This window comes from Halomonas sabkhae (genome assembly GCF_030409265.1).
Classification (GTDB): Bacteria; Pseudomonadota; Gammaproteobacteria; order Pseudomonadales; family Halomonadaceae; genus Halomonas; species Halomonas halmophila.
On sequence record NZ_JAUFPM010000023.1, the window covers coordinates 62194 to 87092 of the forward strand.

General features: G+C 63.9%; 23 protein-coding genes. 7 read left to right on the forward strand and 16 right to left on the reverse strand.

Annotated features, from left to right (window positions below):
* The first annotated feature begins 84 nt into the window (after positions 1 to 84).
* On the forward strand, positions 85 to 639 hold the full coding sequence (locus QWY79_RS14105) for an acyl carrier protein phosphodiesterase (RefSeq protein ID WP_290274091.1): 555 nt from the start codon (positions 85 to 87) through the stop codon (positions 637 to 639).
* 14 nt (positions 640 to 653) lie between these two features.
* On the opposite strand, the gene QWY79_RS14110 is transcribed toward QWY79_RS14105, so the two are convergent.
* From QWY79_RS14110 to QWY79_RS14130, 5 genes are all read right to left on the reverse strand, one after another.
* Positions 654 to 1871 carry a molybdopterin molybdotransferase MoeA gene (locus QWY79_RS14110; RefSeq protein WP_290274094.1) on the reverse strand — a complete coding sequence of 406 codons (1218 nt, stop codon included), beginning with the start codon at positions 1869 to 1871 and terminating at the stop codon, positions 654 to 656.
* Positions 1864 to 2385 (reverse strand): molybdenum cofactor biosynthesis protein B, encoded by a 522-nt coding sequence (gene moaB, locus QWY79_RS14115; protein ID WP_141319315.1) that lies wholly within the window; start codon positions 2383 to 2385, stop codon positions 1864 to 1866. The genes QWY79_RS14110 and moaB overlap by 8 nt, the downstream gene beginning before the upstream one ends.
* On the reverse strand, positions 2382 to 2705 hold the full coding sequence (locus tag QWY79_RS14120) for a DUF1244 domain-containing protein (protein WP_141319313.1): 324 nt from the start codon (positions 2703 to 2705) through the stop codon (positions 2382 to 2384). Before QWY79_RS14120 ends, moaB begins: the two co-directional genes overlap by 4 nt.
* A gap of 47 nt (positions 2706 to 2752) precedes the next feature.
* Positions 2753 to 3385 (reverse strand): helix-turn-helix domain-containing protein, encoded by a 633-nt coding sequence (locus tag QWY79_RS14125; RefSeq protein ID WP_290274101.1) that lies wholly within the window; start codon positions 3383 to 3385, stop codon positions 2753 to 2755.
* A gap of 127 nt (positions 3386 to 3512) precedes the next feature.
* A complete protein-coding gene (locus QWY79_RS14130) occupies positions 3513 to 4448 on the reverse strand; it encodes a histone deacetylase family protein (protein WP_290274104.1) in 936 nt (311 codons plus the stop codon).
* 297 nt (positions 4449 to 4745) lie between these two features.
* Here QWY79_RS14130 and QWY79_RS14135 point away from each other — a divergent pair, with 297 nt between their 5' ends.
* Positions 4746 to 7514 carry a bifunctional acetate--CoA ligase family protein/GNAT family N-acetyltransferase gene (locus tag QWY79_RS14135; protein ID WP_290274107.1) on the forward strand — a complete coding sequence of 923 codons (2769 nt, stop codon included), beginning with the start codon at positions 4746 to 4748 and terminating at the stop codon, positions 7512 to 7514.
* A 10-nt stretch (positions 7515 to 7524) separates the two neighbouring features.
* Here QWY79_RS14135 and pdxH read toward each other — a convergent pair whose 3' ends face one another.
* The 6 genes from pdxH to QWY79_RS14165 form a co-directional block, all read right to left on the reverse strand.
* Positions 7525 to 8166: a pyridoxamine 5'-phosphate oxidase gene (gene pdxH / locus QWY79_RS14140; protein WP_290274109.1), complete on the reverse strand. Its 642-nt coding sequence runs from the start codon at positions 8164 to 8166 to the stop codon at positions 7525 to 7527.
* 216 nt (positions 8167 to 8382) lie between these two features.
* Positions 8383 to 8790: a DUF2069 domain-containing protein gene (locus tag QWY79_RS14145; RefSeq protein WP_290274112.1), complete on the reverse strand. Its 408-nt coding sequence runs from the start codon at positions 8788 to 8790 to the stop codon at positions 8383 to 8385.
* Positions 8787 to 9404, reverse strand: a complete 618-nt coding sequence (gene wrbA, locus QWY79_RS14150; protein WP_290274115.1) for an NAD(P)H:quinone oxidoreductase — start codon at positions 9402 to 9404, stop codon at positions 8787 to 8789. Before wrbA ends, QWY79_RS14145 begins: the two co-directional genes overlap by 4 nt.
* A 41-nt stretch (positions 9405 to 9445) precedes the next feature.
* Positions 9446 to 9787 (reverse strand): arsenate reductase (glutaredoxin), encoded by a 342-nt coding sequence (gene arsC, locus QWY79_RS14155; RefSeq protein ID WP_290274117.1) that lies wholly within the window; start codon positions 9785 to 9787, stop codon positions 9446 to 9448.
* An 84-nt stretch (positions 9788 to 9871) separates the two neighbouring features.
* Positions 9872 to 10333: an MgtC/SapB family protein gene (locus QWY79_RS14160; RefSeq protein WP_290274120.1), complete on the reverse strand. Its 462-nt coding sequence runs from the start codon at positions 10331 to 10333 to the stop codon at positions 9872 to 9874.
* Positions 10334 to 10440: 107 nt separating this feature from the next.
* Complete coding sequence (locus QWY79_RS14165) at positions 10441 to 10863, reverse strand: gamma-glutamylcyclotransferase family protein (protein WP_290274122.1); 423 nt, start codon at positions 10861 to 10863, stop codon at positions 10441 to 10443.
* Between the two features lie 142 nt (positions 10864 to 11005).
* Here QWY79_RS14165 and smrA point away from each other — a divergent pair, with 142 nt between their 5' ends.
* Positions 11006 to 11599 (forward strand): DNA endonuclease SmrA, encoded by a 594-nt coding sequence (gene smrA / locus QWY79_RS14170; RefSeq protein ID WP_290274125.1) that lies wholly within the window; start codon positions 11006 to 11008, stop codon positions 11597 to 11599.
* Between the two features lie 92 nt (positions 11600 to 11691).
* Here the strand turns inward: smrA and QWY79_RS14175 are convergent, their stop codons facing one another.
* From QWY79_RS14175 to metH, 4 genes are all read right to left on the reverse strand, one after another.
* Positions 11692 to 12207: a DUF934 domain-containing protein gene (locus QWY79_RS14175; protein ID WP_290274127.1), complete on the reverse strand. Its 516-nt coding sequence runs from the start codon at positions 12205 to 12207 to the stop codon at positions 11692 to 11694.
* Complete coding sequence (locus QWY79_RS14180; RefSeq protein ID WP_290274128.1) at positions 12200 to 13852, reverse strand: nitrite/sulfite reductase; 1653 nt, start codon at positions 13850 to 13852, stop codon at positions 12200 to 12202. The genes QWY79_RS14175 and QWY79_RS14180 overlap by 8 nt, the downstream gene beginning before the upstream one ends.
* 171 nt (positions 13853 to 14023) lie before the next feature.
* Positions 14024 to 15388 (reverse strand): MATE family efflux transporter, encoded by a 1365-nt coding sequence (locus tag QWY79_RS14185; protein ID WP_290274131.1) that lies wholly within the window; start codon positions 15386 to 15388, stop codon positions 14024 to 14026.
* On the reverse strand, positions 15388 to 19089 hold the full coding sequence (gene metH / locus QWY79_RS14190) for a methionine synthase (RefSeq protein ID WP_290274135.1): 3702 nt from the start codon (positions 19087 to 19089) through the stop codon (positions 15388 to 15390). The genes QWY79_RS14185 and metH overlap by 1 nt, the downstream gene beginning before the upstream one ends.
* Positions 19090 to 19346: 257 nt before the next feature.
* On the opposite strand from metH, the gene nfuA reads away from it, so the two are divergent.
* Positions 19347 to 19934, forward strand: coding sequence for a Fe-S biogenesis protein NfuA (gene nfuA / locus QWY79_RS14195; RefSeq protein ID WP_290274138.1), 588 nt, complete (start codon positions 19347 to 19349; stop codon positions 19932 to 19934).
* A 67-nt stretch (positions 19935 to 20001) separates the two neighbouring features.
* Here the strand turns inward: nfuA and QWY79_RS14200 are convergent, their stop codons facing one another.
* Positions 20002 to 21048 carry a DNA-binding protein gene (locus QWY79_RS14200; protein ID WP_290274141.1) on the reverse strand — a complete coding sequence of 349 codons (1047 nt, stop codon included), beginning with the start codon at positions 21046 to 21048 and terminating at the stop codon, positions 20002 to 20004.
* A gap of 311 nt (positions 21049 to 21359) precedes the next feature.
* On the opposite strand from QWY79_RS14200, the gene QWY79_RS14205 reads away from it, so the two are divergent.
* The 3 genes from QWY79_RS14205 (at position 21360) to QWY79_RS14215 (ending at position 24690) form a co-directional block, all read left to right on the forward strand.
* Complete coding sequence (locus tag QWY79_RS14205) at positions 21360 to 22595, forward strand: tyrosine-type recombinase/integrase (protein WP_290274144.1); 1236 nt, start codon at positions 21360 to 21362, stop codon at positions 22593 to 22595.
* 29 nt (positions 22596 to 22624) lie between these two features.
* Positions 22625 to 23047 carry a SufE family protein gene (locus tag QWY79_RS14210; RefSeq protein ID WP_290274146.1) on the forward strand — a complete coding sequence of 141 codons (423 nt, stop codon included), beginning with the start codon at positions 22625 to 22627 and terminating at the stop codon, positions 23045 to 23047.
* A gap of 245 nt (positions 23048 to 23292) precedes the next feature.
* A complete protein-coding gene (locus tag QWY79_RS14215; protein WP_290274148.1) occupies positions 23293 to 24690 on the forward strand; it encodes a Fic family protein in 1398 nt (465 codons plus the stop codon).
* Positions 24691 to 24899 lie beyond the last annotated feature (209 nt).

A 24899-nucleotide genomic window follows, 5' to 3' on the forward strand; every position in this document is an offset into this window, starting at 1 on the left:
CCTGTCGACACCGGCCCCAGGCAACCTCCCGAGACCCAATCGCGTGCAGTTGACCATCCCGGCAGGGTCCATAGGACGAGCGCGATGAATTTTCTTGCGCATGGATGGCTGGCCAGAGCCGGTTCGAATGATTTCCTGTACGGCAATCTGATTGCGGACGGCGTCAAGGGCGCCGACCTGGCATCCTGGCCGGACAGGGTCGCCCAAGGGATTCGTCACCATCGGCGTGTGGATGCCTTCGTCGACGGACATCCCGCGGTAAGCGGGGCCAGGGCGCGGGCGCCATCTCCGCAACGCCGTTATGCCGGTATTGCGCTGGACCTGGTCTGGGATCACTTTCTGGCCAACGAACTGGACCTGGCGGCGCGGGATGAGCTGATCGAGCGTTGTTATCGCCTGCTCGACGCGCGTGAGGCGCCGGACAGGCTGGAGCCCATGATGCCCGTGATGATCCGGCAGGACTGGTTACGCGGCTATGCCGATTTCGACTTTACCTGCCGGGCGGTGTCCGGGATCGGCAGGCGTCTGACAGGGCCCAATCAACTGGCTCGGCTGATTCCGTGGATGCAGGCCGATTACGCCCGACTGGCGGCGGATTTCCGGGTCCTCTGGGGAGATCTCGAGGCGGCGCTCGGCTGAGCCCGCCTCGCGTTTCAATTGGCGCTGAGCCAGAGGCAGTCGATGACGTCGCCGTTCTCGATACTGGCATCCGGCGGGATCACCGCCAGGGCGTCGGCTCCCACGCAGGACGAGAGTACGCCGGAATTTTGATCCGGGTAGGCCTGCGCCCGGATGCCACCGGCCTCGAAGGTCAGCGAGACTCGCATGTAGTGGCGCCTGGGGCCGGTGCTTGTGGTGAAATCGGCCGTGGCCCTTATGCGGGGCAGCTCGCGCAGATGCGGGCAGTCGAGCATGGCGCCCATCAGGGGGCGCAGGAACAGCCAGGCGCCGACGAAACTGGAGACCGGATTGCCCGGCAGGCCGACAAAGACGGCCGTGCCGCCGCGACTGTCGGGCAGTCGGCCGAGTGCCAGCGGCTTGCCCGGCTTGAGGGCCAGTCGCCAGACATCCAGTTGGCCGAGGGATTCGACGGCGGCCTTGACGTGGTCTTCCTCGCCGACGCTGACGCCCCCGGTGGTGATGACGACATCGGCATGCTCGGCGGCCTCGCGCAGATGGCGTCGAGTGCCTTCGGCATCATCGGGTACGGATGTCAGTTGCGTGACGTCGGCGCCGAAGCTCTCGAGCAGTTCCCTGAGCATGGGGCGGTTGCTGTTGTAGATCTGCCCTGCGCGCAACGGCTGACCCGGTGCGACGATTTCATTACCGGTGGAGAGCAGGGCGATGCGGGGGCGCTGACGCACCGCGACTCGGGTGATGCCCTGGCCGGCGAGGTGCCCGAGGGCGGCGGCATCCAGCCGCATGCCTGCCTTGAGCAGCCGGCTGCCGGCCTCGACATCGCTGCCGCGTGGACGCACATTGTTGTGGAGGTCGATGCGATCGGGGAAGTGTATGCCCGCCGCGGTCGATTCCACCTTTTCCTGCATTACCACCGCGTCGGCGCCCTCGGGCAGTTGTCCGCCGGTGAAAATCCGGGCGCAGCTGTCCGCTGCCAGCTCCTCGGGGGAGACACCGGCGGTGATGCGCTGGGATACCGGCAGTATGCGGCCTGCATCGGCGCGCCGCAGGGCGTAACCGTCCATGGCACTGTTGGCGAAGGGGGGGACGTCCAGGACTGCTGGCACATCATCGGCCAGGACGCGGTTCATGGCGGCGTCGCAGGCGAGCGTTTCGGCGGGGACCGGGTCCACATGCTCGAGCAGGGCGGCCAGTCCCGCTTCCACGGATTGCAGTGTGCTTGCATCAGCCATGTTGGCCTCGTTGTGGTATGACCAGGTTGGCGAAGTTGCACGGACGGTGCCGGCTGTCCAGCTGTTCGGCCAGAATGCCGTGCCAGGCGGTACGACAGGCCCCTGTGGAGCCCGGCAGACAGAAGATCACGGTATGGTTGGCCAGCCCCCCCAGGCAACGGCTCTGAACGGTCGAGCTGCCGATTTCCTGCCAGGAAAGGTGCCGGAAAAGCTCGCCGAAGCCTTCGATCTGCTTGTCGAGGAGCACCGCGACGGCCTCCGGCGTCGAATCACGGCCGGTGAAGCCGGTGCCGCCGGTGGTCAGTACCACCTGAACCCGTGGATCGGCGATCCAGGTGGCCACCCGGGCGCGGATCGAATAGACATCATCGCGGACGATGGCCTTTTCGTACAGCCGATGACCCGCGGTTTCCAGGGACTGCACCAGCCATTCACCGCTCTTGTCGGTGGTGTCGGTGCGTGTGTCGGAAATGGTCAACACGGCCACCTGGAGCGGTATCAGCGGTTCGCTCATTCGCCCTCTCCGCGCTGCTTCCCGGCCTGACGGGCTTCCAGTGCGGCCAGCTGCTCCGGCGTGGCCTCGGGCTGGTAGAGCGCCTTCCACTCCGCGTAGGGCATGCCATAGACATACTCGCGTGCCGCTTCGTAATCCAGGGACTCACCACGTGCCTCGGCCTCGGCAACCAGCCATTTGGAAAGACAGTTGCGGCAGAAGTCGGCGAGGATCATCAGGTCGATGTTCTGCACGTCCTTGTTGTCGTCGAGGTGGCGCAGGAGACGGCGAAAGGCCGCCGCTTCCAGTTCGGTGCGGGTCGTGTCGTCTAGATCCTGCATGATATGGCTCCGTATTGGTCTTCAGAACCCCGAACGGTGGGACCGGTTCAGGCACCATCGCGGGGTGTGCATACCGACAGCACCACGGCATCTTCATCGCTGACCGAGACCAGCGCATGGCCCATATCGCTGTCGAAGTAGATACTGTCGCCAGCGGTCAGCTGGAGGGGCTCGTAGAATTCGGAATACAGCTGGATCTCGCCTTCGAGAATCATCAGGAACTCTTCCCCGTCGTGGCGTACCCATTCGCTGAACTCCTCGAAACGGCGAGCGCGAACGATCGTCTTGAAGGGGATCATGCGCTTTTGCGCCAACTCGCAGCTGAGCAGCTCATGCTCATAGGTGGGTGTCGGGTGCAGTTGCCCCGAACCACGGCGCGTCAGGTCACGACGGCCCATGGTGCGGGTCCGGGTCTGAGGCTGGCTGAGCAGCTGCGGCAGATCGATGTCCAGCCCGCCGATGAGTTTCTGGACCGCAGTGAACGTGGGCGATGTCTGCCCATTCTCGATCTTCGACAGGGTCGAGCGCGCCAGGCCGGTCCGCTGGCTGACATCGCTCAGGGTCCACTCGTTGGCCAGGCGAATCTCCTTGAGTCGCTCGCCCAGGCGCAGGGGTTCGACAAAGGGCTTGCGCCCCGAGGCAATGCGCAGGGCAGCGTCCTGATCATGGCTGGCGGTCATGTGAGTTCACTATAGGAAACGAATAAGCGCCAGACTAGCATATCGTCCCGAGGCATCGGCTAGTCCCGACGACGCGCGGTTGCGGCCCGACGACATGACGCCATCCGCGACCAGGGTTGCCGGGGTTTCATGCTGCTTCGGGCAGTCCCAGCAGGGCCTTGAGATGGGCGGCGGCGCAGCGTCCCAGGGCAGCACCGGCATAGCCGCCCTCGAGCACTGACACGAGGCGACGTTCGGCGTAGCGCTCGGCCACCTCCATGGCCAGGCGGGTGACCCAGTAGAAGTCCTCGTCTTCCAGGCAGAGCTCGCCCAACGGGTCCTCACGATGGGCATCGAAACCGGCGGAGAGCAGCACCAGGTCCGGCTGAAAATCATGCAGGGCGGGCAGCCAGTCGCGCTCGATGGCGCGCCGGAATGCCGGCCCGGCGGTGCCGGCCGGCAAGGGGGTATTGACGATGTTGGGGGCACTGCTTTCGAGGTAGCGCCACGGGTAGAAGGGGGACTGGTAGCTGCTGCAGACCAGCACATCCGGATCATTCTGGAAGATATCGATGGTGCCGTTGCCCTGATGAACATCGAAATCCAGGATCGCCACGCGTTGCGCACCATGTTCCCACCGTGCATGAGCGGCGGCGACGGCCACGTTGTTGAAGAAGCAGAAGCCCATGGCGTCACTGGCCTCGGCATGGTGACCGGGCGGACGCATGGCACAGAAGACGTTGTCGGCCTGCTGGCGGTAGACGCGATCGACGCCCTTGATGGCCGCACCAGCGGCCAGTCGGGCGATACGCAGGCTATCCGGGGTCATCAGGGTGTCGCCATCCAGTGACCGGATTCCCTCGACGGGGGCACAGCCTTCCAGGTGGTGAAGATGGGCGGCGGGGTGAACACGACACAGCTGGGCTTGCGTGGCCTCGACGGCTTCGCACTGCATGGTCTGTTGCAGCAGGCCCGTGAGCTGCAGGCGTGCCCGGATGGCATCCAGGCGCTCGGGCGACTCGGGATGCCCGGGGCCCATGAAGTGCCTGGGGTGGTCCGGGTGCGTGATATAGGCGGTGATCATGTCGGCCCTCCGCTGGCGAACCACTACCCTAGAGGCCTTCGCCCCTTGCATGAAAGTGGCCATAAGTCGTAAACAAGCAGGGTATGCTGTCGCCATCGCAAGTGGCGCCAGGCATTGCCATGTTTGTCCCCTTAGGGAAACGCTGAATAAATCGCCGAACATAGTAAAGCGCGAGGCGCACGGAGCAAAGAAAATGAGACATAACAATTGGTTAGGCGAGTTTTCGAGCACCGCGCAACGAAGCGATTTGCATGTGCAGGCATTTAAGCAGTGTTTCCTTAGCCGTTGGAGTCGCCGATGAGCACCCGCTTTCTGGATTATTTCTTCGAGCCCCACAGCATCGTCGTGGTCGGGGCATCCGAACAGCCGGATTCCATGGGTGGAATGGTCATCGGTAACCTGCGCGATGGCGGCTTCAGCGGGCCGATCTGGGCCATGCATGACCAGGAAGGAGACACGGCAACGAATCACGGCAGGGTGTATGGCGAGCCTTGCCTCGATGATGTCAGCGACCTATCCGCGATTCCCGACCTGGCGGTGATCTGCTCGCCGGTCGAGGCCGTGGCGGGCTGGATCGAGGCATTGGGCCAGCATGGCGTGCGCGCCGCGCTGGTGCTGTCCGGTGGGGCCCAGCTGGATGCTGCGCCCGAGGGCCAGGCCTCGATTCGCCAGCGCATCCTCGGCGCGGCCCGCGCATCGGGCCTGCGTGTCCTGGGGCCGGAATGCATGGGGCTGATCGTGCCGGGCCGGCGGCTCAATGCCTCCTATTCCAGCCAGCCGGTCAAGCGCGGCCGAGTGGCCTATCTCGGCCAGTCGGGCATGCTCGGCAATGCCATGATCGACTGGGCGGCGGGCCGCGGGATCGGCTTTTCGCATCTGCTGACACTGGGCGACAGCGTGGATGTGCTGCTGCCGGACCTGATCGACTACATCAACCAGTATGCGCCGACCAAGGCCATCCTGTTGCACCTGGAGCGCATTCTCGACGCCCAGCATTTCATGACGGCCCTGCGTGATGCCTCGCGTCATCGCTTGGTGCTGGCCATCAAGAGCGGGCGCACGGCCGAGTCGGATATGTCCGGGTTGCCGCCGACGCCGGGCATCGCCAACCGTGACCAGATCTTCGATGCCGCCTTTGCCCGGGCAGGCGTGGTCAGGGTCGATGATTCCGATGAACTCTTCGATGCCCTGGAAACCCTGTCACGCATGAAGCCCCTGCGCGGCGATCGCCTGGCGGTGGTATCCAACGGGCTGGGACCGGCGATGCTGGCCATCGACAAGCTCATCAGTGCCGGGGGGCGCCTGGCGGCCTTCGAGCCGAGCACCCAGGCGCGCTTGCAGCAGGAACATCAGGATCGCACCAAGCCCGGCGAAAACCCGGTGGACCTGGGAGGTCTGGCGACGCCACGGCATTTCGTCGAAGCCATCGAGCTGGTAGCCGCCGATCCCGGTGTCGATGCCGTGCTGGTGGTGCATGCGCCGACGCGGCTGGCGCCATCGCTGGAGACGGCCAGGGCGGTCATCGACGCCCGCAAGCGCTTCCGGCGCAATCTGCTGACCAGCTGGATGGGGCTCGGCGAGGCGCTGTCGGCGCGCCACGAGTGCAACCAGGCCGGCATTCCCACCTATATCTCGCCCGAAAAGGCCGTCAAGGCATTCATGCACATGGTCGACTATCAACGTGTGCAGTCCCTGCTTCAGGAAACGCCGCCCAGCCTGCCATTCGCCACGACCCCGGCCATCCGCCGCGAATGCCGGGAGCTCATCGACCGAGCGCAGGCAGAGGGGCGCGAGACACTGAACCATTCGTCAGTGGCTCAGGTACTCGAGGCCTATGGCATTGCATCGGCCCACAGTCGCTATCTGGCGAGTCCGGAGGAGGCCTGCGAGGCCGCCAGTGACTTCCAGGGGCCCATGGCACTGAAGATCGTGCATGAAGCCAACTGTCGCCCCTTTCGCTATCGACGCCATCCGCACAAGCTGTCGGCCGGCCTGCTGCAGGACCTGATGACGGCAGAGCAGGTCGCCGAGGGCATCGATCGGCTGGGCGACAAGGTCAGGGAGAAGTTTCCCGGGCTCGAGGTGCGTGAGTACTGCCTTCAGGCGATGCAGCGTGGCAAGCACTCCATGCAGCTGTGTGCCGGGGTAACGCGTGATCCGGTGTTCGGCCCCTTGATCGTCTTCGGCATCGGGGGCTACAAGGTCAATGTCCTGGCCGACCGCCAGGTAGCCCTGCCACCTCTCAACATGTCGCTGGCCGCCGATGTGGTGGGACGGACGCATGCGGCACGGCTGATCCGGGAACACTCGAGTGACCCGCAGCGGGACATCACGCGCATCTGCGAGCTGCTCGTCAAGCTGTCCCAGATGGCCAGTGACCTGCCCGAGCTGCAGGGGGTCGAGCTCAACCCGGTGTTGCTCAATCGTGACGGCGTCCTGGCCGTGGACTACGCGATGGATCTCGGCAAGCCGGCTCGTTTTGCCATCATGCCGTATCCGGAGGAACTGCGTGAGTGGGTGACACTGCGCAATGGCTGGGACGTGGAGGTGCGCCCGGTACGCGCCGAGGATGCGCCCCTCATCGAGCGTTTCCACGGGCGCCTGTCCGAGCAGAGCATCCGTTTCCGGTATTTCCACCACAAGGCCGATCTCTCCCAGCGTGACCTGTCGATGCTGACCCACATCAATTATGACCGCCAGATGGCCTTCATCGCCGAGCATCCCCGGGCGGATGGCAGCAAGGAAATGCTGGGCGTGGTGCGCGTGTGGAACGACCCGGACAATATCCGCACCGAATTCTCGATCATCATTCGTGATGATCTGCAGGGGCTGGGAATCGGCAAATTGCTGATGGAGCGCATGATTCGCTACAGCAAGAGCGTCGGCACCCTGGAGATGGTGGGCCAGATCATGGCCGATAATCGCCCCATGCGCGCGCTGATGAAATACCTCGGTTTTCGCCAGCGCTACAACATGGAAGAGCAGGTGGTGGATGCGGTGCTGAGGCTCAATGAGCCGCAAAACGAGTGGCAGCGCCACCGCCTGGAGGCGATGGCGGCGCAGTGAGCGTCGGGCGTCAGGGAGCCAGACGGAAGCATTGCCACCCGGTGCCACGCCGCTCGAAGCGCAGGCGATCATGCAGCCGGCTGGGCTGACCCTGCCAGAACTCGATCATCTGCGGCTTGACCCGATAACCGCCCCAGTGGCCGGGGCGCTGGATATCCTGGCCCTGATAGGCGTGCTGGAAGCGTTGCTCGCGTTCCTCGAGCCAGCTGCGGCCGGGAATCACCACGCTCTGGGTCGCCACCCAGGCGCCCAGTTGGCTGGCACGCGGGCGGCCGGCAAAGTAGGTGTCGGACTCCTCCGCACTGACCTTCTCGACCGGCCCCTCGACACGCACCTGGCGGCCCAGGGATGGCCACCAGAACACCAGGGCGGCATGCGGCGAGTTGGCCAGCTCGCTACCCTTGTGGCTCTGGTAGTTGGTGTAAAACACCAGACCGGCCTCGCTGACCTGCTTCAACAGCACGATGCGGGCATGCGGCATGCCCTGGCTGTCGACCGTGGCCAGGGTCATGACATTGCCATCATCGCCTTCGCTATCCAGTGCCAGGGTCAGCCACTCGTCGAACAACGGCATGGGCTCGTTGGGCACCTGATCTTCTTCAAGCCGACCACCTTCGTAGTCGCGCCTAATGTCGGCAATATCTCGTGTCATGGTGTTCTCCTGACAGCTGTAAACGAATGGGCTAAGAGGGTATTGATAAACGACTGTGCTTGCCCAGGCGGTGTTGAATCAGCCGCGAGTCCGATCAAGATCCGCATGGACTCGGATGTATAGTGTCTTGGCCGTGTTCGGGCATCTTCCCCGCTGTGGTCCGGATGCCGGCGCCGGCCAGCCGCGCCTTGTTCACGACCATGCAGCAGCGCTACGCTAAGAGGCGCCCGTCCCGGCATGCTTGACCTGACGACTGCGGAAGCGAGCATAGCCTGTGCAACCGGCAAACAGCGCCAGGGCCACCAGGGCTTCCGCGACACCGCGTGTGACCTGGCCCGGCAGGGTGGCGACCATGATACCCTGGGCGAAGTAGAGCAGACTGACGAAGGCCAGCCAGGCATGCCCACGGGCGCGCTGTGCCAGAATCGAGGGCAGGAACAGCGCCAGGGGCAGCACGAACGCGATCAATGGGCCGACGCGGCTGGTTTCGCTGTCGACCAGCATGCCTCGATAGGCCATCAAGAGTATCAGTATCGCATAACTGCCGATGACCAGCTTGCGGCATCGGGCCACCAGTCGGTCCAGTCCCTCGCGGGCCTCGAGATCGTTCAGCCAGCGCTTCATGCGTTCTCCCCGGCTCGTTGAAGGGCCAGCGCCAGACGGGCGAGGCGCTGACCCTGAGCGAACGCCAGTTGGCGTTCATGATCGTCCAGTGGGCGGTCGCTGCGTGTCCCGGCGACATGGCTGGCGCCGTAGGGCGTTCCCCCGGACTGGGTCCGTGTCAGCTCGACCTCGCTGTAGGGCAGTCCCGCGTAGACCATGCCATGGTGCAGCAGGGGCAGCAGCATCGAGATCAGGGTGGTTTCCTGTCCGCCGTGAAGGCTGGAGGTGGAGGTGAACGCCGTGGCGGGACGGTCGACCAGCGCGCCACCCAGCCATAATTCACTGGTGGTGTCGATGAAGTATTTCAAGGGAGCGGCCATGTTGCCGAAACGTGTCGGGCTGCCGAGGGCCAGGCCGGCGCAGTTGCGCAGGTCATCGAGGTCGGCATGGATGGCCCCTTCGGCGGGGATCTCCGGGTCCACGGCCTCGCAGGTGGGCGAGACGGGAGGCACGGTGCGCAAGCGTGCCTCGATGCCACGCAATGACTCGACGCCGGCGGCAATGCGCTCCGCCATGGCGCGCGTGGCGCCTTGACGCGAGTAGTAGAGAATCAGGACGTAGGGCTGGGCAGACATGCAGGTTCCTGGAGTCGAGAAACAAATCGGGGCGGTGAGGATCAGTCGAGCAGGCTCAGCACATCTTCCGGAGGCCGGCCGATGATGGCGCGCTGTCCGTCATCCGCGATCGGACGCTGCATGATCCGCGGGTGCGCAACGATGGCCTGAATGACCTGCTCGGGATCGTCGCGGTCAGCACCCAGCGTCTTCCACTCGGACTCGTTGGTGCGCACCAGGGCGGCCGAGCCCGCCTCGAGACGGGACAGCAGGGCTCTCAATTCGGCTTCATCGAGCGGTTCCTCGAGATAGCGGCGTACCCTGATGTCGAGGCCGCGCTCCTCGAGCAAGGCCAGCGTCTCGCGGGATTTCGAACAGCGTGGATTATGCAGCAGGGTCAGCATCGAAGGGCCTCATGGGTGATGACGAACAGCATGCGGACATTGTAGGCCGGGGGCACAGAGGCCCACAACAGCCTGTCGGGAGGCTCATTCATCGCGCTTGTGCCAGGGCAGGGCGCGTTCGATGGCACCCAGTACGGTCATGATGATCAAGGCCAGCAGCGTGACCATGGCGGCCAGCGCCAGATCGCCCACGCCGGCGGCGATACCGATGGCACCGGCCAGCCATATCGAGGCGCCGGTGGTGATGCCCTGCACATTGGTGCCACTGCGAATGATGCTGCCGGCCCCGAGGAAGCCGATGCCACCGATGACACCCTCGACGATACGCGTCGGATCGATGCGTGCCGAGGGGTCGCCTTCGCCGGTCGCATACAGGATTTCCAGCCCGACCAGCAGGAAAGCCGCGGCCCCCAGGGCCACCAGCATATGGGAGCGCAGGCCGGCGGGCTTGCGGCGGAACTCCCGCTCGCAACCCAGCACCAGAGCCAGTCCGGCGGCGGCGCAAAGACGGGTGAACATCTCGAGCAATGTCAGTTCGTTAGCCATGGGCATCAGCCTACAGGGATGACGCCTTGACGTCATGCCGCTAACAGGAGTTTATACCGTTATCTATCTTACAAAAACCATCTTGGACGGTGCCGATATCCTGGTCGTTAATCATCCAGACGTTCGTAGACCCAGGCCTGCTGCCCATCGGCAAGCTCCAGCCGTTCACGCGAATAGCGGATGCCCAGGCGTTCGTAGCGGTCCAGCCGCTGAAGTTCCCGGCGATCGACCGTCAGCAGCAGACCGTCGACGCTGGCGCCCTCGGCGCGGGTCAGGTCCAGATCGTTGCGCGCATACCCCTTCAGCTCGGCGGGTGTCGGAGACCCGGCGCGACCATAGACGATCCAGCGCACGCTGGCGTAGCGCAGGGTGCCATAGACGAAGACCTGGTGCGGGCCCTCGGACACCTCGGGCAATGAGGACGGGCGGTCATAGGTCCAGGGGCTCAGCCACACCAGCCAGAATCCGGCAGCCATGACCAGCGGTACGACGAGTCCGGCGATGACACCATAGCGGAGCGCTTTACGCATCTAGACGTCCCTGTAACGTGAAGCCGGGGAGCAGAGGTTCATGCGTGGCATATTTCCCTCATCGGGCGGCTTTGATCCATCGGAGGCTGACGCTAACATGATGCGATCGACCTTTCAGTTCCGTGCCCGTCGGAGGTGTCCCATGACCGAGTCACAGCATGAAGACCTGGATTTTCGGGCATTGATGGATGACGTTCAGCCATTGCGCAGCGGCACGGATCGCGCCGATCCCGGCCGGCCGCGAACCGATCCCAGTGAGGCCCAACTGGCGCGACGCCAGAGTGCCGAGGCGGAGGATGAGACGCACTGGGGGCTGTCCGATGATTTCGTCGATCTGGTGCCGCCCTTCGATCCCCTGGAGTGGCGGCGCGACGGCATTCAGCGAGGTGTCGTCGAGCGCCTTCGCCATGGCGGCTATCCGGCTCAGGCCAGCTTGCATCTACTGCGCCGGCCACTGGAAGAGTGTCGCCGTGCCTTGCCGGTCTTTGTGCGCGAAGCGCGCGAGAGTGATCTGCGTTCGGTGCTGATCGTGCATGGTCGTGGCAGGGAGATCGACAGTGCAGCCAATGTGCTGCGTTCGTATCTGGCCAAGTGGCTGGCGGCCCTCGAGGAGGTGCAGGCTTATACGTCGGCCGGCCAGGGCGATGGGGGCATCGGCGCGACCTGGGTGATGCTGCGCAAGAGCGAGCGGGCCAGAGCGGCCAATCGGGAGCGCCAACAAAAGCGGCGGGGTTAGGCAGTGGCTGGTGACGTGCAGCCGTGAAAAGCCGGAAGCCGATCCTCGTGGACCGGCTTCCGGGCCTGCAACCTGCGGTTACTGGCTCGCGTTCAGGCCACGTCGCGTTGCCTGGCGGCTTCGCGCATGCGCCGGCGGAACAAGGGCTCGCCGGTGTCGGTACCCGGCTGATAGCTGCGGCTGAAGGTGTCCAGGGCGTTCAAGGCGTCCTCGACGATCTGGTCCTCGCGCAGGGAGAAGGCGTTGAAGCCGCAACGCGACATGTAGAACAGCTGGTCGATCAGGACGTCACCTACCGCGCGGATCTGCCCCGCATAGCCATGTCGCTCGCGCAGCAGACGGGCGATGCTGTAGCCGCGGCCATCGGTGAATTTCGGAAAGTCGATGGCGATCAAGGGGGCCTCGAGCAACTCGGCGGCGAGTTCGCGTGTCAGCTCCGTGTCGCTGGCCAGCAGGGGCGCGACGGCCGGTCCCCGCGCCGCCTGCCAATCGGCCAGCGGCACGATCACGGCGGCGTCGGCCGGACGTTCGGCGTCTGCATCGAGTCGTGTCCACTCATCCGGCACGACCGAGCCATCCACGATCAGGCTGCGTTGCTGTTCAGGCATACACATGCTCCTTGAAGGGTTTCATTCCGATGCGTCGATAGGTGTCGAGGAAGGTCTCGTCCGGGGTACGCTCGCCAACATAGACCTTCAGCAGCTTGTCGATGACATTGGTCACATCTTCACGATAGAAGGAGGGACCGAGGATCTTGCCCAGGGACGACTCATTGCCCTGACTGCCGCCCAGCGAGATCTGATAGTACTCCTCGCCTTTCTTGTCGACCCCGAGGATGCCGATGTGGCCCACATGGTGGTGGCCACAGGCATTCATGCAGCCCGAGATATTGAGTTCCAGCGGGCCCAGGTCGTAGAGGAAGTCCAGGTCCTCGAAGCGTTGCTGGATTTCCTGCGCCACCGGGATCGACTTGGCATTGGCCAGCGAGCAGTAGTCCCCGCCGGGGCAGCAGATCAGGTCGGCGAGCGTGCCCACGGTCGGGTTGGCCATGTCGAGCTCTTCCAGGCGTTGCCAGAGTGCCTCCATCTGGTCGACGGGCACGTCGGTGAGCACCAGGTTCTGCTCGTGGGTGACGCGCAGCTCGCCATAGCCGAACTCATCCGCCAGGTCGGCGACGGCACTCATGTCGTCCGAGGTGACGTCACCCGGCGAGTGATCATGGCGCTTGAGCGACAGGGTCACGGCCTTGTAGCCGGGCACCTTGTGATCCGTCACGTTGTTGGTGACGAAGCGGGCAAAGGCACGGTTGTCCGCGCGCATCTGTTCATAGTGCTGGATGGCCGTTTCGGCAACCGCGCGACGCGGCGGCTCGACGAAGTGGTCGGCCACGGCAGTGATGGCCTCGTCGGTCAGGGTCTGAGGGCCGTCCTTGAGGTGGGCCCATTCTTCCTCGACCCGGCGGCGAAACTCATCGGCGCCCAGCGCCTTGACCAGAATCTTGATGCGCGCCTTGAACTTGTTGTCGCGGCGTCCGAACTGGTTGTAGACCCGGACCAGGGCCTCCAGATAGGTCAGCAGATGCTGCCAAGGCAGATCCTCGTGGATCACGCTGCCGATCATCGGCGTGCGACCGAGACCGCCGCCGGCCAGTACCTTGACCCGCACGTCGCCGTCCTCGTTGCGCCAGAAACGCAGGCCGACATCGTGTACCTGGATGGCCGCGCGGTCCTCCTCGGCGCCGGTGACGGCAATCTTGAACTTGCGCGGCAGGTAGGCAAACTCCGGATGGAAGGTCGACCACTGACGGATCAGCTCGCACCAGGGGCGCGGATCGACGTCCTCGTCGGCGGCAATGCCGGAGAACTGGTCGGTGGTGGTGTTACGGATATCATTGCCGCTGGTCTGGATGGCGTGCATTTGCACGCTCGCCAGGTCGGCGAGGATGTCGGGAACATCCTCCATCTTCGGCCAGTTCAGCTGCAGGTTGGTGCGCGTGGTGAAGTGCCCGTAGCCACGGTCATAGCGTGCGGCGATCTCGCCCAGCTTGCGCAGCTGGTAGGACGCCAGCATGCCGTAAGGGATGGCGATACGCAGCATGGGCGCATAGCGTTGCACATAGAGGCCGTTCTGCACGCGCAGCGGCAGAAACTCCTCGTCGCTGATCTTGCCTTCCAGGTAGCGGCGCATCTGATCGCGGAACTGCGCGACGCGTTCATCTACCAGGGTCTGATCATGGTTGTCATAGCGATACATTCGACGCCTTCCTTCGATAGGGAAGTGGCACGGTTGCGACTAGTCTACCGGCCGAGCTTTATACGATAAAAGAATAAATGTGCATATTTCATATTCGAAATGGAATGAGAGTGTCTGCCCGGTCATGGCCGGGTGGCGCCGTCATCGGCGTGCGGCGGCCGACGCTGTCCCTCATACCACCACCGTCGTCCAGCGCTGGCGTTGCCAGATGATGGCAAACCACAGGGAGTGGAGGCCACGATAGGCCAATTGTAGCCACCAGATGCCGATGAGGCCGAATTCCTGCTGGACCCCGACCCACCATGCCAGCGGCAGGAAGAGAAGCCACTGCAGCCCCAGGGTGGTCAGCATGACGGTGCGATTGGCACCGGCGCCCAGCAGGGCCTGGGCCAGCACCAGGGCCGCGGCATCCATGACGATCATCAGGGCCGTCAACTGCAGCGGCAGATGCCCCATGGCGATCAGGGCGGGGTCATGCAGGAACCAGCCCAGTACGCGCTCGGGAAACACCACCAGCGGCCCCCCGAGGACGAGCAGACAGACAATGGCCACGCGCACCACGTCCCAGCCCCAGCGCGTGGCGTCCCGATGATCCTGGCGACCGAGTGACTGGCCGACCAGGCTCATGGCGGCCATGCCGAGCCCGACGCCGGGCAGTATCAGCATCAAGGACAGATTGACCAGCACATGGCCGACCGCCACGCTGGCGGTATCGATCTGTCCGAGAATCCAGAACAGCGCCGCATAGCCTGCCGCGAACCAGATCTGCTGGAAGGAGTGCGGCACGGCAAGCCTCAGCGTGGTCGTCAGGGTGCCGAGCGGGGGCCAGCCGCCCAGGAAACCGCTCGCGGTAGCATGGCGCAGGCTGTAGGCGGCCCAGAGGGCCAGTCCCGCGAACAGCGACAGCGTGGTACCGGCACCGGCACCGGACGCCCCCATGGCGGGCAGTCCGAACAGGCCGAAGATCAAGCCGGCACTGGTCACGATATTGATCACATGCATTACCAGCATGATGCGCAGATACAGGCCGGTGCGCTGAATGCCGTTCCAGAAGCCGCGAAAGCAGAAGATCAAGGCCACGGGCGCCAGCGATAGCACTCGCCAGCGGAAGTAGGCCACGGCATCGGCCTGCACCGCCGGATCCTGGTTGATCATCGCCAGCAGGCGGGGCGCCTGCCACAGACACAGCAGGGTCAAGGGTAGGGTGATCGCCAGGGCTATCAGCAGCCCGGCATTCAGGGCCTGCCCGCGATCGCGCCAGGCCTGTTCGCCATGCCGCCGAGCCGTCTGAGCCTGCACACCGGATGACAGGCCGAAGACCACGGCCGTGACCAGAAAGATGGCGTAGCCGCCGATGCCCACGCCGGCCAGCGGGACCTCACCGAGCATGCCGACCATGGCGGCATCGATCAGATTCAGCAGGCTCTGGCTGAGCATGCCGCCAATGATCGGCAGGGCGATGCGCAGGATGGTACGCCGCCGCTTGCCTTCGGGGAGCAGGCGGGTCGTATCACGCCTGGTGGCACTCCCGGCCATCAACTGGGGTCGTAGGAGAGCACCGGCATCAGCCAGCGTTCCAGTTCGCCCAGCGTCATGCCCTTGCGCTCGGCCAGGGACTCGACCTGGTCGCGCGTGATGCGGCCGGTGGAGAAGTACTTCGACTGCGGATGCGCGAAATACCACCCGGAGACGGCCGCCGCGGGCCACATGGCGAAGCTCTCGGTCAAGGAGAGCCCGGTGTGCTGCTCGGCCTCGAGCAGACGGAAGAGGGTGGCCTTTTCGGTATGATCCGGGCAGGCCGGGTAGCCGGGCGCCGGGCGGATGCCGCGATACTGCTCGGCGATCAGGGCCTCGTTGTCCAGTGCCTCCTCGGGCGCATAGCCCCAGTACTCGGTGCGTACGCGCTCGTGCATGTACTCGGCGAAGGCTTCGGCCAGGCGGTCGGCCAGGGCCTGGACCATGATGGCGTTATAGTCGTCGCCGGCGGCCTTGTAACGCTCGGCCAGCGCTTCCACCCCGTGGCCGGCGGTCACCGCAAAGCCGCCGATCCAGTCGGGCTGTCCCGTGCTCCGGGGCGCAACGAAATCGGCCAGACTGTAGCAGACGCCTTCGCGATTCTTGGTGGTCTGCTGACGAATATGCTGCAGCCGCTCGACCACCCGGGTCCGTGACTCGTCGGCGTAGACCTCGATGGTATCGTCATCCACGCTGTTGGCCGGCCACATGCCGATCACCCCGCGAGCCTGGATCAGTCGCTCGTCGACCAGGTACCGCAGCATGGCCTGGGCATCATCGAAGAGGTTGCGGGCCGCTTCGCCGACCTTGGCATCCTCGAGTATCTGGGGATACTTGCCGGCCAGCTGCCAGCTCATGAAGAAGGGCGTCCAGTCGATGCGCTCGATCAGTGGCGCCAGGGGCTGGTCGGCAAAGGTCTGCAGGCCGGAGAGGGCCGGGCGCGGCGGCGTATACGCCTGCCAGTCGAAGTCCGGCTTGTGCTGGCGGGCCTGAGCGTAGCTGATTTCGGCGGCCTTGGGCCGGCGCTTGGCGTTGCGCTCTCGCACCTTTTCGTACTCGTCGCGGATGTCATTGATGTAATCCGCCTTGAGCCCCGGAGTCAGCAGCTTGCCGGCGACCCCCACGGCGCGTGAGGCATCGGTGACATAGATCACCGGGTGCTCGTAACCCGGCTCGATCTTGACCGCGGTATGCGCCTTGGACGTGGTGGCGCCACCGATCAGCAGGGGGATGTCGAAGTTCTGGCGCTGCATTTCCTTGGCGACATGCACCATCTCGTCCAGGGAGGGCGTGATCAGGCCGGACAGCCCGATGATGTCGGCATTCTCCTCGCGCGCGGTCTGCAGGATCTTCTCGGCCGGCACCATCACGCCGAGGTCGATGACCTCGTAGTTGTTGCATTGCAGGACCACACCGACGATGTTCTTGCCGATATCGTGGACATCGCCCTTGACGGTGGCCATGACGATCTTGCCCTTGGCCTGGGTGTCCTCGCTCTTCTCGGCCTCGATATAGGGAATCAGGTAGGCCACGGCCTGCTTCATGACGCGGGCCGACTTGACCACCTGGGGCAGGAACATCTTGCCGTCGCCGAACAGGTCGCCGACCACGTTCATGCCATCCATCAGCGGGCCTTCGATGACCTCGATCGGGCGCTGCGCCCGCTGACGAGCGAGTTCGGTGTCATCCTCGATGTAGGCGGTGATGCCCTTGACCAGGGCATGCTCGATGCGCTTCTCGACTTCCCAGCTGCGCCATTCCGCGTCTTCCTTCTGGGTGGCGCCGCTGCCGTCATCCTTGTATCGGTCGGCCAGTTCCAGCAGCCGTTCGGTGGCATCGCGGCGACGATTGAGCACGACATCCTCGACGCCTTCGCGAAGCTCATCGGGCAGGTCATCGTAGACGGCCAGCTGGCCGGCATTGACGATGCCCATGCTCAGGCCGGCACGGATGGCATGATAGAGAAACACCGAGTGGATCGCCTCGCGCACGGCGTTGTTGCCGCGGAACGAAAAGGACACGTTGGACACGCCGCCGGAGACCATGGCATGCGGCAGGTGCTCGCGGATCCAGCGCGTGGCCTCGATGAAGTCGACGGCGTAATTGTCGTGTTCCTCGATGCCGGTGGCGATGGCGAAGATGTTGGGGTCGAAGATGATGTCTTCGGCCGGATAACCGATTTCGTCGACCAGCAGGCGATAGGCGCGCTGAGAAATTTCGGTCTTGCGCGCGAAGGTATCGGCCTGGCCCTGTTCGTCGAAGGCCATGATGACCAGGGCGGCGCCATAGCGACGGCACCTGGTGGCCTGCTCGCGGAAAGCGTCCTCGCCTTCCTTCAGGGAAATGGAGTTGACCACGGCCTTGCCCTGGATGCACTTGAGGCCCGCTTCGATGATCTCCCACTTGGAGGAGTCGACCATGATGGGCACCCGGGCGATGTCGGGTTCGCCGGCAATCAGGTTGAGAAAGCGCACCATGGCTTCCTCGGACTCCAGCATGCCTTCGTCCATGTTGATGTCGATGACCTGAGCGCCGTTTTCGACCTGCTCTAGGGCGACTTCCAGGGCGGTGGTGAAGTCTTCTTCCTTGATCAGGCGCTTGAAGCGCGCCGAACCGGTGACATTGGTGCGTTCGCCGACATTGACGAACAGCGAGTCGTGCTGGATGTTGAAGGGCTCCAGGCCCGACAGGCGACACGCCCGGTCGCGCTGGGGAACCCGGCGCGGCTCGACGCCCTGGATGGCGCGGTGAATGGCGGCGATGTGCTCCGGAGTGGAGCCACAGCAGCCGCCGATGATGTTGACCAGCCCGCTGGTGGCGAACTCGGCGACGATCGCCGCCATCTCGTCCGGGGTCTGATCGTATTCCCCGAACTCGTTGGGCAGCCCGGCATTGGGGTGAGCGGTCACGAAGGTATCGGCCTTGTGCGCCAGCTCCTCGACATAGGGACGCAGCTCGGCGGCACCCAGCGCGCAGTTGAGGCCGATCGACAGGGGCCGGGCATGGCGCACCGAATTCCAGAAGGCCTCGGTGGTCTGGCCGGACAGGGTGCGGCCGGAGGCATCGGTGATGGTGCCGGAAATCATCACCGGTACGCGCTCGCCGCGCGCCTCGAAGAGTTCCTCCAGGGCGAAGATGGCGGCCTTGGCGTTCAAGGTGTCGAAGATGGTCTCGATCAGGATCAGGTCGCTGCCACCTTCGACCAGCGCTTCGGCGGCCTCGCGGTAGTTGTCGCGCAGCTCATCGAAGGTGACGTTGCGCATGGCCGGGTCGTTGACATCCGGCGACAGTGAGGCGGTGCGCGATGTCGGCCCCAGCACGCCGGCCACATAGCGTGGCACGCCGGTTTCCCGCGCCACGCTGTCGCAGACCTGGCGGGCGAGGCGGGCGGATTCCCGGTTGAGCTCGACCACCAGTTCCTGCATCCCGTAGTCGGCCTGGGACAGGCGCGTGCTGTTGAAGGTGTTGGTCTCGACAATGTCGGCGCCGGCTTCCAGGTATTCCCGATGGATGCGCGTGACCAGGTCCGGGCAGGTCAGGCCGAGCAGGTCGTTGTTGCCCTTGAGGTCGGTCGGCCAGTCGCTGAAGCGCTCGCCGCGGAATTCCGCTTCGCTGAGGTCGGCATTCTGCAGCATGGTGCCCATGCCGCCATCCAGCATCAGGATGCGGCTGGAGAGGCTATCGGTAAGCGTCGCAAGCGAGGATACGGAAACGTCGGCCATGAGTCGGGAAGATCTCCGGGAAGTCGTGAATCGAGCGTTGTTATGGGCTGTGTCATGCGGCATCCGCCCTGTGCGGGGAGCCGGATGGGGCTACATGGTAGCAAATGCCGGCCGTCAGCGGCAGGGTGGGAAAGACCCACCAAAACACTCGGGATTGTCTTGGCGGCGAGGCTCGCTTACCATGAGGGAAAACACCGATATCCTGACTCGCATCCGTCCACTTCGTCCCGGGTCGGGGCCAGACCAGTGAGAGCATCATGAGTGACAGCATCCAGATCACCGACAGTGCCCAAGATTACCTTGCCGAGCTGCTGGCCAAGCAGAACGTCGAAGGTATCGCTGTGCGTATTTTCATCACCCAACCGGGTACGCCCTACGCCGAGACCTGCCTGGCCTATTGCCGGCCCGGCGAGGAAGAGCCCAGCGATGAGCGGCTCGAACTCGAGAAGATTGCCGTCTATCTCGACAGCAACAGCGTGCCCTTCCTCGAAGAGGCCGTGGTCGACTTCAACGCCGACCGCATGGGCGGCCAGCTGACGATCAAGGCGCCCAATGCCAAGATGCCGAAGGTCAATGCCGACAGCCCGCTCGAGGATCAGGTCAATTACGTCCTGCACAGCGAAATCAATCCCGGTCTGGCGGCGCATGGCGGTGAGGTCCGCCTGGTGCAGCTGACCGAGGAGCAGGTCGCCGTGCTGTCCTTCGGCGGCGGGTGCCAGGGCTGTGCCGCCGTGGACATCACGCTCAAGGATGGCGTCGAGAAGACCCTGAAGGAACGTATTCCGGAGCTCAGTGGCATCCGGGACATCACCGACCACTCGGACACCACCAACGCCTACTACTGAGACCCGGTGACTGCCGTGGCCAGTTGGCCGCGGCAGTCATCCATCCGCTCGCGCGAGCCGGTCCCGTTCAGGCGGGGTTCTCGCGGTCCGGAGCAGGCGAGTCCGTTGTATCCTCGGCTCGCTCCCGCGCATCCCGCCACTCGCTGCGCAAGGCTTCCAGCGAAGTCCATAGCCGCTCTTCCATCTGCTGCTCGCGTTGTTGCCAGTGTTCGGCCTGCTCGGCCAGTTGGCGATCGCGTTCGGTAATACGCGCGGCCAGTTCTTCATTCTGCCGCTGCAGCTCGGTTTCTCTTTCCTGTGTCGTGGCTCGGGCCCGTTCGGCCTCGTGTCGCGCCTGCTGGGCCTCGGACAGCTCCTGTTCGCGGGCCTTGTGCTGTGCCCGGGCATCTTCCAGCTGACGCTCGAGCCGCTGTTCGCGCCCGGCATGGGCCTTCTCGGCCGCTTGGCGCTCCTGTCGGGCCTCATCCAGCAGGCCCATGAGGCGCGCCTCGGCGCTTTCATTGCGCTCCTCTTCCTGCCGCAGGCGTTGCTCGAGGTTCGTTTGCTGCGCTTCCAGGGCCTGCTGGTGGGCCTGTTCCTGCTCACGGGCTTCCTGTCTGGCGGCTTCCAGTCGCGACTGGAGGGTCTCGACCTCTTGTTGCGCGCGGGCCAGCCGCTCCTGCAGGGCATCGTGTTCGGCCTGTAGCTGCGCCTGTTCACGGGTCCGCTCATCGAGACGCTGATCGAGCTCCGTCAGGCGCGAGGACAGGGCGGCTTCCCGCTGTTCGGCGTCCTCGGCACGGCGCTCGGCCCCTTCGACCTGCTGATGGGCCTCTGCCACGCGGGTATCGGCTTCCTGTCGATAATGGACCAGGGCGTCATTGGCGGCTTCCTGGGCCTGGCTCCACAGCGCTTCGGCCAGTGCCTGGAGCTCGGTGGGCATGCCCTGAGGAGGCGGAACATCGCGGTTTTCCTCGCGCAGCCGGCGCCATTCGCGCAAGTGTTCGCTGATGGTCGTGAAGCTGCCCGTGCCCAGGGCTTCACGAATCTTGTGCACGCTAGGGGCTTCCCCGCGTGCCATCAGGGCGTCGATGGCGCGTTGTACATCCTCGTATCGCACACCGCTGCGTGCCATGTGATCTCCTCGTGAAGGCCCGTTGTTGCTTTCCACGGTTGCCGAAGCCGGCCATGGCTGGCATGTGCAGGCCTCTTCGGCGTGTGTCCGTTGCCTGCCTGGCAGGCGCAGGATAGCGCGTTCCGGTGCTGAAATAAAGTGATTTACATAAAACTGTATTACGTAATTATATTTACACTATTGTCGATAAATTCAAGATTACGCGCCTTATCTTGAATTTCTGCACGCGTAGCGCCACACTGAGCGAGCCGATGCGCCGACCAGTCCGAGGCACGGCCGCCACCCAGGATCGCGACCCACAGGAATGGCCCATGGAAGACGACTCGTTGCCTGCCGATTCAGCGCCCGATGCGGCGGCCAGTAGGCCGGCCGCCGAGGAGATCGGTAGTCTGCTGTATGCGTCTGCGGACAGCGCGGCGCTGCCTGTGTCGTCATCCGGACGCATCCAGGCCTCCAGCGATGCCGAAGCGGTGGCCTGCTGGCTGGCCGAGTACCGCGCCAGCCCCAATACCCGGCGTGCCTATCGACGCGAAGCCGAGCGGCTGTTGCTGTGGCTGCGCGAAGCAGGGCGGTCACTGCAGGGCCTGCAACGTCGCGACCTGGATGACTTCGAGGCCTTTCTGGCGGACCCGCGACCCCGCGAGCGCTGGGTCGGGCCGACCAGGCCGCGCCACGACCCCGCTTGGCGTCCCTTTCGTGGCCCCTTGTCGCCCTCCAGCCGTCGCCAGAGCCTGGTGATCCTCCAGGGGCTGTTTGCCTGGCTGGTCGAGGCGGGCTGGCTGGAGCACAACCCCTTTCGGCTGATGCGCGACAAGCGCCGCCGTCTGGATAATCGACAATCCACCGTGGAGCGCTATCTGGAGCGGCCCCTGTGGCAGTGGCTATGGCAGTGGCTGAATCAGGCGCCGGAGGATGATGCCTCCCGACGCCGGCAGTTCGAGTGGTGTCGTCAGCGTTTGCTGTTCGGCTTTGCCTATCTGCTTGCGCCGCGTATCGGCGAGATGGCAGCGGCGCGCATGAATGATTTCAAGCGCCGCGAGGGGCGCTGGTGGTGGCAGGTGACGGGGAAGGGCGGCAAGCTGGCGAGCATACCCGTGCCGCCGGACATGCTGCAGCTGCTGGCCGACTGGCGACAGGGGCTGGGCCTGCCGCCACGACCGGCGGCGGACGAGGAGACACCGGTGCTGCGTGGTCTGGATGGTCGGCGTGGCCTGGGGGAGAACCAGGTCTATCGACTGATGCGCGCCACCTTCGCCCGGGCGGCCGATGCCCGCGAACTGTCGACGGGTGGCGAGGCCCTGCATGAGGCGCACCAGCTGCGTCGTGCCACACCGCACTGGCTGCGCCATACGGCGCTGACACACCAGGCGCAAGCGGGCATCGAGCTGCGCTATCTGGCAGAGACGGCCCGCCATTCACGACTCGACACCACGGCCCGCTACCTGCATGCCGAGGCCGAGGAGTGGCATCGTCAGCAGTCCGGCCATGGTCTGCCCGGCCCTGAGGGCACATCGGGGGCGGACGACGGCGGGGCGCAACCGTTATAATGGGCGTCAACCGAATCGAGGAGACTTGCATGACGACCATGACCGCCGAGCAGGCTCAACAGGAACTCGTCGAGGAATTCGACATGTTCGATAACTGGATGGATCGCTACCAGTACATTATCGACCTGGGCAAGCAGTTGCCGACCTTTCCCGACGAGTGGAAGACCGAAGAGCGAAAGATCCAGGGCTGTCAGTCGAATGTCTGGATGCACCATCAGCGCGATGGCGACAGCCTGCATTTCCAGGCCATTTCCGATGCGGCCATCGTCTCCGGCCTGATTGCGGTGCTGATGCGCATCTACAATGATCGGCGCCCGCAGGACATTCGTGACACCAGTCCGCATTTCCTGACGGACCTGGGCCTGGACAAGCACCTGTCACCGACCCGCAGCAATGGCCTGCATTCCATGCTCGAACGCATCTATCGGGTGGCCGAACAGGAAGCCGCCTGAGTCGGCTAGCCGCCAGCCCGGCATCCTGCCATAATCATTTTTGATTCAACGCTCGAAGATATAATCATTTTATCGGTGAGATAATCATTTTGACGGCTCAAGAGCAGGATGTAATCGGCTATGGCTGGCTTGCCCGATACTTCAACATACGAGTGGTTCAGCCATTTCATGTGGTGAGCTGTATCGGGCGCACGCGGCATACCCACGAGCATGAGAGTGGACGCCAGGAAACGTATCTGGAGGCCATGCGTCCTGCCGATACGCCGACAGCCCATCTCGCCTTTGCCATGAAACATGAAGGGCTGCACCTGGAGTTCCTGGCCCGTCTGTTTGGCGTCATGTCCGAACAGGAGTTGACGGCGTGGGTGCACCGCGAACCGACCGGGCAATATGCCCGTCGAGCGGGGTTCTTCTATGAGTGGTTGACTCGTCGTGAGCTGGATATCGCTGAAGTCGGCGGCAATTACCGTGATGCCCTTGATGCTCGCTACTATGTGACAAGGAGCCACCCGGTTCGAAACAGGCGATGGCGCATCAATGACAATTTACCGGGAACACCGGAGTATTGCCCGTTGGTGCGCAAAACCGAAATTGTCGAGGCATTCCGGCATTTTGATATCAGCGCCGAACTCGACACCATGGAAGGCGAATTCGGTGCTGATATTTTGCTCAGGAGTGCGGTCTGGCTGACTATCGAGGAAAGTCGGGCAAGCTTCGTGATCGAACATGAAGGGCAGCGCCGGGACCGGATTCAGCGTTTTGCGCAAGCCATGGAGCACTATTGCGGCAATCTGGATGACTCTCTGGATTCACATGCGCTTTCCGAACTCCAGCGTGCCATCCTCGGGCTTTCCACGATACAACCAGGCTTGCGGCAATCGCCGGTTTTCGTTGGGAGCAATTCGCTTCAGCACGGCTCGGTGGTTCACTATGTCTGCCCGCACTGGCAATGGCTCGCCGGGATGCTCGATGGACTACGCCATTTCCTCGCAGCTACCGAGAAGGAATCCTCGCTGATTCGGGCAGCTGTCGCCAGCTTTGGCTTTGTCTTTCTACATCCTCTCGCCGATGGCAATGGACGAGTATCGCGCTTTCTGGTCAATGACGTGCTGCGTAGGGACGGCCAGATCCCCGAGCCATTTATCCTCCCCGTATCGGCGACCATCACGTCGACAGCGATTCGGCGAGCCGAGTATGACCGTATTCTTGAATGCTACTCAAAACCCCTGATGCAAGTTTTCACTGAAGCGGTGAGCTTCTCGGAAAAGCGTCACCGCTACGCTGATGGCATTGCGTCCGATTTCCAATTTTCTGCGTATGATCAAGCAGCTCCAACATGGAGGTATCCTGACCTGACCCGCCAAGTCGAGTATCTTCAGGAAGTGGTCCAGCATACGCTGGAGCATGAGATGCATGAACAGGCGGCTTTCCAGCGTGCCTGGTATCGGACCCGGCTGGCCATCAAGGATTGGTTGGAAGGTCCCGATGAGCATATCGACCGAATCATTCGCTCGGTACGACAGAGCGGTGGCATCAGTGGCAAGCTGATCAAGGAGTTTCCCGTGATTCAGGACGAGGAACTAGCGGAACGCTTGGTGCAGGAAGTCGAAAACGGGTTTCATGACCTGAAGGGCAATATTTAGTTAACCCTGATGTCCAGACATCAGGGTGCGGAGCGCAGAAAGCGAGACATGACAATTAGTTAGGCGAGCTTTCGACCGAGCTGGCGCACCAGCACCGCGCACAAATTCGCCAGGAGCGAATTTGAACCGTGTTTAGACGGGCCCGCAGGGTAGCCGCCAAGAATGGCGGCCATAGCGCATCGATTTGCATGCGTAGGGATTTAAGCAGT